Origin of the sequence: Micromonospora sp. ATCC 39149 (genome assembly GCF_000158815.1) — a bacterium.
Lineage (GTDB): Bacteria > Actinomycetota > Actinomycetes > Mycobacteriales > Micromonosporaceae > Micromonospora.
Genome location: NZ_GG657738.1, coordinates 2,050,038 through 2,056,951, shown reverse-complemented (window position 1 = coordinate 2,056,951; position 6,914 = coordinate 2,050,038). Strand labels below are relative to the sequence as shown.

General features: G+C 75.9%; 5 protein-coding genes and 1 pseudogene. 3 read left to right on the top strand and 3 right to left on the bottom strand.

All coding sequences use genetic code 11. From position 1 onward, the window contains the following. Positions 1-277 precede the first annotated feature (277 nt). Positions 278-2,158, top strand: a complete 1,881-nt coding sequence (locus tag MCAG_RS08450; RefSeq protein ID WP_007072542.1) for a propionyl-CoA synthetase — start codon at positions 278-280, stop codon at positions 2,156-2,158. A gap of 113 nt (positions 2,159-2,271) precedes the next feature. Here the strand turns inward: MCAG_RS08450 and MCAG_RS34595 are convergent, their stop codons facing one another. From MCAG_RS34595 to MCAG_RS35640, 3 genes and pseudogenes are all read right to left on the bottom strand, one after another. Then, a complete protein-coding gene (locus tag MCAG_RS34595) occupies positions 2,272-3,621 on the bottom strand; it encodes a PQQ-binding-like beta-propeller repeat protein (protein WP_232290113.1) in 1,350 nt (449 codons plus the stop codon). Positions 3,622-4,004: 383 nt separating this feature from the next. Next, a pseudogene (locus MCAG_RS34590) lies at positions 4,005-5,060 on the bottom strand (Hsp70 family protein); the annotation flags it as partial. 157 nt (positions 5,061-5,217) lie between these two features. Continuing rightward, the gene (locus MCAG_RS35640) at positions 5,218-5,343 is read right to left on the bottom strand and encodes a hypothetical protein (RefSeq protein WP_255348981.1); all 126 of its coding nucleotides are present in this window, start codon (positions 5,341-5,343) and stop codon (positions 5,218-5,220) included. An 8-nt stretch (positions 5,344-5,351) separates the two neighbouring features. Between MCAG_RS35640 and MCAG_RS08440 the strand changes: the two genes are divergently transcribed. Both MCAG_RS08440 and MCAG_RS08435 read left to right on the top strand, forming a co-directional pair. Then, the gene (locus MCAG_RS08440) at positions 5,352-5,822 is read left to right on the top strand and encodes a MarR family winged helix-turn-helix transcriptional regulator (protein ID WP_007072539.1); all 471 of its coding nucleotides are present in this window, start codon (positions 5,352-5,354) and stop codon (positions 5,820-5,822) included. Positions 5,823-6,126: 304 nt separating this feature from the next. Next, positions 6,127-6,873, top strand: a complete 747-nt coding sequence (locus MCAG_RS08435; protein ID WP_036372860.1) for a cellulose binding domain-containing protein — start codon at positions 6,127-6,129, stop codon at positions 6,871-6,873. The last annotated feature ends 41 nt before the right edge of the window (positions 6,874-6,914 follow it).

The window sequence follows — 6,914 nt, the reverse complement described above, 5'->3', positions numbered from 1 at the left end:
TGAGCCGGACGCCCGGGCCTCGCCGTCGCGGCCCGCGCGACACCGGTCGTTCCTCACCAGGTCGGCACCGCTTACCCGCCCGGCGGGCCTTCATCCGCCCCGGACGGGCCGGGTTGCGACGGTTGCGGGGTGGCGACCCGGCGGATCGGCCGGCGGCCCCGCCGCCGGTCGGCCGCCGACCGACCGGCCCGCCGTTCGGCGACCCGAGGGGTACGTCCGGCGCACCGGAGGCGGTCCACCGTCGTGCCGCCCCGCCGCGCGCGGCGAGCATGGCGGGATGGGCGCGTATCGAGCAGCGTACGAGCGGAGCATCGCCGACCCGACCGGCTTCTGGCGGGACGCGGCGGCGGAGATCGACTGGCACCGGGCGCCCCGGTGGATCCTCGACGACAGCCAGGCCCCGCTGTACCGCTGGTTTCCCGACGGGGAGCTGAACACCTGCCACAACGCCCTGGACCGGCACGTGGCGGCGGGGCGGGGCGACCAGCCGGCGCTGATCCACGACAGCCCGGTCACGGGCACCAGCCGCACGTACACGTACGGGGAGCTGCGCGACGCGACCGCACGGTTCGCCGGGGCGCTGCGCCGGCTCGGGGTCGGCCGGGGCGACCGGGTGCTGCTCTACCTGGCGATGGTCCCGGAGGCGGTGGTCGCCATGCTGGCCTGCGCCCGGATCGGCGCGGTGCACTCCGTGGTGTTCGGCGGCTTCGCCGCGCACGAGCTGGCCGTGCGCATCGACGACGCCCGGCCGAAGGTGGTGGTGGCCACCTCGTGCGGCATCGAGGTGGACCGGATCGTGCCCTACCACCCGATCCTCGGCGCGGCCCTCGCCGAGGCCGACCACGCCCCGCAGCGGTGCGTGATCGTGCAGCGCCCCCAGCATCCCGCCCCGCTGACCCCGGGCCGGGACCTCACCTGGGACGACGCCTGCGACGGCGCGGAGCCCGCCGACTGCGTCCCGGTCGCCGCCACCGACCCGCTCTACGTGCTGTACACCTCCGGCACCACCGGCCGGCCCAAGGGCGTCGTGCGCGACAACGGCGGGCACGCGGTGGCGCTGCGGTGGTCGATGCGCAACGTCTACGACATCGGGCCGGGCGACGTCTTCTGGGCCGCCTCCGACGTCGGCTGGGTGGTCGGCCACTCCTACATCGTGTACGGGCCGCTGCTCACCGGGGCGACCACCGTGCTGTACGAGGGCAAGCCGGTCGGCACCCCGGACGCGGGGGCGTTCTGGCGCGTCGTGTCGCAGCACCGGGTGGCCGCCCTGTTCACCGCCCCCACCGCGATCCGGGCGATCCGCCGGCAGGACCCGGACGGCACCCGCATCGGCCGGTACGACCTGACCAGCCTGCGGACGCTCTTCCTGGCCGGTGAGCGGCTCGACCCGGACACCTTCGCCTGGGCCGGGGCGCGGCTGGGCGTGCCGGTGGTGGACAACTGGTGGCAGACCGAGACGGGCTGGCCGGTGGTGGCGAACCCGCGCGGCCTCGAACCGCTGCCGATCAAGGCCGGTTCGCCCTCGGTGCCGGTCCCCGGGTACGACGTGCGGGTGGTCGACTCGCGCGGCGCGCAGGTGCCGGCGGGCGTCGAGGGCTCGATCGTGATCAGGCTGCCCCTGCCGCCGGGCTGCCTGCCCACGCTCTGGGGCGACGACGAGCGGTACGTCCGGTCGTACCTGAGCACTTTCGACGGCTACTACCTGACCGGCGACGGCGGCCGGTTCGACTCCGACGGCTACCTGTACGTGATGGGCCGCACCGACGACGTGATCAACGTGGCCGGGCACCGGCTCTCCACCGGGGCGATGGAGGAGGTGCTGGCCGGGCACCCGGCGGTGGCCGAGTGCGCCGTGATCGGCGTCGCCGACGAGCTCAAGGGCCAGGTGCCCAGCGGGTACGTGGTGCTCAAGGCCGGCGTCGAGGTGGAACCGGACGTGCTCGCCGCCGAGCTGGTCGCCCTGGTGCGGGAGCGGATCGGCCCGGTCGCCGCGTTCCGCCGGGTGACCGTCGTGCCGGCGCTGCCGAAGACCCGCTCCGGCAAGATCCTGCGCCGCACGATGCGCGGGCTGGTGGAGGGGCGCGACGAGCCCGTGCCGGCCACCATCGACGACCCGGCCACGCTCAGTGTCTTCCGGGACCTGGCCACGGCCGACTGACGTCCGTCCGGCTCCGCCCGCTTCGCACCGGCGGGCGGGGCCGGGCGGCGATCCGCCGGTTGCCGGGGCCCAGGATCCCGAGGGCCAGATGCCGGGGGCAGGGGTGCCGGGGGTCAGGGTGCCGGGGCGAAGCGGTACAGCACGAAGTCCTTCGCCCCGCCGCACAGCAGAACGCTGGTGTTCCACGAGCAGGACTCGCTACGGACGTCCTCGGCCCGGCCCAGCTCGACCGGGTCGGGGGAGCCGACCGCCAGCCCGGCGAGGCTCCGATCGCCCTCGCTGCCGGTCAGCGGGTCGGCGAAGACCAGCACGTTGCCCGCGTCCAGCCGGATGGCCACCCCGTCCCGGTCGCGCAGCACAGCGCCGCCCGCCGGGTCGAACAGCGTCGACGTCGCCTCCGGGTACTGCCGCCGGACGATCAGGTGCTCGCCCACCGGCACCAGCTCCATGGCCCCCGGGGCCGCCCAGCGCTTCGCCCTGGTGCCCTCCGTGGCGGCCACCACCTCGGCGCGGTCCGCTTCGCCGGCCGGCGTCTCCACCAGACATGCCCGGTGCTTGCCGCAGGCCGCCAGCGCCGTCACCCGACGCCCGTCGTCCGCGCCGCTGTGCAGCACCGTCGGCTCCGCCACCCGGGTCAGGTCGTAGCCGAGCAGCCGGTACCCGCCGGCCCCGGCGTCGTCGACCACGTACAGCCGGTCCTCCCGCGCGACCATCAGGTCGTCGCGGTCGGCCACGCCCGGCCAGATCCGCAGCACCGTGCCCTTGGCCAGGTCGATCAGCCGCGCGGAGCGGTCCGCGCCGATCTGCACGAGCCGGTCGGCCTTTCCCCGCCACGGGTCGCGGGGCGTCCCGTCGGCGTACGCCGGGCCGCCGGCCCCCTCGGCCGTCTCGACGGGCAGCACGGCGCTGCGGGCGTTGCCCGTGGTGTCGCGCGGGTTGTCCTCGTCCCAGACCGGCCGCCCGTCGCGTGTCCGCAGCCCGACGAGCCGGTGTCCGGCGGTGTCGACCAGCACCGCCACGTCCCGCCCGAAGATCACCCGGTCGTCGTCGCCGATGGTCCGCCTCCACCGCTGCTCGCCGGAGGCGGCGTCGAGCACCACCAGCTCGCGGGCCGCATCGGCGCCGATCGGGTCGGAGAAGGCCGCCACCGCCCCGGGCAGGGCGACGAGCCCGTCCCATCGCTGTGCCGCCCGCGTGGTCTGCTTCCGCCACCGGACCGCCCCGGTCTCCGCGTCGACCGACACGATCTCCAGCCGGTCGTCCGGCAGCGGGTACGCCGCGTACCCGACGTTGCCGAGCAGCGCGGTGAAGGTTTCGACCGGCCGGTCCTCGCCGGCCGGGACGCGCTCGATCTCGGCCAGGTTCCGGAACTCGAGCGCCGGGTAGCGGTCGCGGGTGAACCACAGCGCGGCCCCGACGCCCACCCCGGCGAGGGCGAGCACCGCGGCCACCGCGATCCACATCCCGCGCCGCCGCGCGGCGGGCGGCGGTGTGGGCGGGGGCGTGCCGGGCCCGCCCCACCCGGTGTCCGGCATTCCGGGGGCGGCGGGCACCCTGGCCGGCTGCCCCGGAGCGCCGCCGGCCAGGGTGGGCGGCGGGCCGCCGGCCACGTCCGGCGTCGGCACCCCTCGGCGGTACGCCCACCGGCGCTCCCGCTCCCGCCCCTGCTGGCGTTCCCGCTCCCGCTGGCGCTGGTGTTCCTGCTCCCGCCCCTGCTCCTGCTGGTTGCTCCCGGAGGTGCGGGGCGCGGCGCGGGGGCCGGGCGGGGGGTCGGCAGGTCGGTCAGCGCCCCCTCGGCCACCGGCAGTTCCGGCTGCTCCAGCACCGTCGGCGCGACGCCCAGCTCGGCGTGCAGCATGCGGGCCACCAGCGGCATCCGGGTCGGGCCGCCCACCAGGAACAGGCCGGCGAGCCGGTCGGGGGTGAGCCCGGCGGCGGCGATCACCCGGCGGGTCTCGGCCACGGCCCGGGCCAGCAGCGGGGCGGCCACCCGTTCGGCGTCTTCGCGGGTCAGCTCGACCACCGCCGGCAGGCCCGGCACGACCACCGGCGCGACGGTCGCCCGGGACAGCATCTCCCGCGCCTCGCGGACGCCCTCCCAGAGCTGGTGCCGGTCGCGCCACTGCGGCGCGTCGGCCGGCTGGGTGAGCCGTTGCCACACCTGCGGGTGGGTCGCGGACACCAGCTCGCCCATCCGGGCCACCAGGGCCGCGTCCAGGTCCAGCCCGCCCAGGTCGGGCACGCCGCCGGTGGCGGTCACGGTGAATCCCGAGTCGCCCCACGGGTCGGCGCCCTCGTTGCGCAGCACCGCCACGTCGAGGGTGCCGCCGCCGAGGTCGAACACGGCGATCGAGCCGCCGACGGGCACCGGCCGGCGCAGCACCTGGGCGTAGTAGCGGGCGGCGGCGACGGGCTCGCGCAGCAGCCGGGTGCCGGGCGGGGTCGGGCCGGACAGGGTGTGCTCGGCGGCCTGCGGCCAGCCCGCCCGCAGCAGCGCGTCGGCGAGGATCTGGCGGCGGGCTTCATCCCAGGACGCCGGGCAGGTGAGCACCGCCGGGGGCAGGAAGCCGACTGTGGCGAGGGCCGCCTGCCCCACCGCGTGCAGGATCGCGGCGAGCAGATCGGCGGGGGCGTACTCGCGGTCGCCCAGCGGCACGGTCGGGGCGTCGATCCGGCGCTTCGGATTCGGCTCGTAGCGCCCCGGGTCGGCCTGCGCCAGCCGTCGGGCGTCCCGGCCGACGTGCAGCCGGCCGTCGGTGTCGGCGTACACCCCGGAGGGGACGACCGGTTGCCCGTCGACCAGCAGCGGCCGGGTCCGGCCGTCGGGCCAGCGCAGCACGGCCACCGTGTTGGACGTGCCGAGGTCGACGCCGAGGGCGAACCCCTCGTGCTGGGCTGCCATCTGCCGCTACCTCCGCCGGGACGAGCCGATGTCCGGCCCCGCATCGTACGCAGGCCGGACTCCGGGCCCGTGGCCGCCGCCATGCCTGGTCGGTTGGCAGGGCCGGCCGAAACGTGGGGTGCCCACCCGGGCACCCCACGTCGTCGTCCGTGCCGGCTCAGCGGGCGACGGTGGCGTGCATCTCCCAGACCAGGATCTCGGCCGGCTCGGTGGCCGTGACCCGCTGCCCGCCGGTAGCCGGGGCCCGGCGGATGTCCACCCGGGGGGTCAGCGTGGCGCTCATCAGATGTCATGACCAGCCCCCGATGGCTCGACGACGACCAGCAGCGTGCCTGGCGGGCGTATCTGCGCATGCAGGCCGAGCTGACCGCGCGGCTGAGCCGGCAGTTGCAGGCCGAGTCCGCGCTCTCCCTCGCCGACTACGAGGTGCTGGTCCAGCTCGCCGAGGCGCCCGACGGGCGGTTGCGGCCGTTCGAGCTGCAACGCGGCCTCCAGTGGGAGCAGAGCCGGCTGTCGCACCACCTGGGCCGGATGCGGCGTCGGGGCCTGATCGACCGCGAGGAGTGCCCCCAGGACGCGCGGGGCGCCTACGTGACGTTCACCGCCACGGGCCGGGCCGCGATCGAGGCCGCCGCGCCCGCGCACGTCGACACCGTCCGGCGGCTCGTCTTCGACCAGCTCGACCCGGACGAGGTGCGCACCCTCGAACGGATCGCCAGTCGTGTCGTCGACCGCCTCGAAGCCGAACGCCGGCTGCCCTGACGGCTGCCCCAGCCCGGCCGGAACGGGTAATTGCATCGATGTTCTTCGAATGGAAAGCTGTCGATGAGCCTCGCTCTGGAGCCGGCGCGAGGCACTCGATCCCTGCCTGAGAGGGTGCGCGGGGTGGTTTGCCACCCCGCGCCGGGCAGCCCTCGCCATTCCCGTCGGCCCGGCCACGATCCGGCCGGCGTCGACGCCTACGCCTGGGTCGGACCTGGTGGCCGGTCCCGGGCAACCGGCAGTTACCAACCCCGACACCGGCCGGTCCCCCTGCGGCCGGTGCCCTCGATCCAAGGAGGTACGGATGCTCCGCATGCCCGGCGTGGTGCTGGCCGCCGCGACCCTGACCCTGGCCTTCTGGGCCGGGACGGCCGGCGCCGCCGGCGCGCCCTCCGCCCAGCTGACGCCGACGCCACCGATCCCGACGCCGACGTTTGCGTGTCCGCCGGCGCTGCCGATCTGGGGTCAGGTGTCGGAGACCACCGCGACGAGCCTGACCATCACCTACTCCATGTTGCTCAGCCCGCCCTGCGGCTACAACCCGCCGATGCAGGTCGTCCTTTTCACCAGCCGCGAGGACGCCGAGAAGTGGCAGAACCCCGCCGCCCAGGCCCTCACCGGGCCCGAGCGCAACGGGAAGGTGACCATCGGCGGGCTGACCCCGAGCACCGACTACTGGTTCCGGTTCAGCGAGCCCGACGGCAAGCGGGACCCGTACGTGATCGGCGGGCCGGCCCGCACCGCGGACCAGTCGTCGTGCAGCGCGACCGCCACCATCGACAACCGCTATACCGGCGGCTTCGTCGCCACGGTCACCGTGCGCGCCACCGGGAGCCAACCGGTCCAGGGCTGGCACGTCTCCTGGCGGTGGCCCGGCGACGAGCGCATCCAGACTGCCTGGAACGGGGTGGTGCAGACCACCGGTGCCGACGTCGTCGTCGGCAACGCGCCGTACAACGGCACGTTGGCACCGGGCGCCTCGACGACGTTCGGGATGATGGTGCGGACCAGCGGGACGGCGGCCGTCCCCCCGTTGACCTGCGGCCGGTGACCGGCATCTGACCGGGCTTGTCTGGCGGGTTCTCGGCGTCG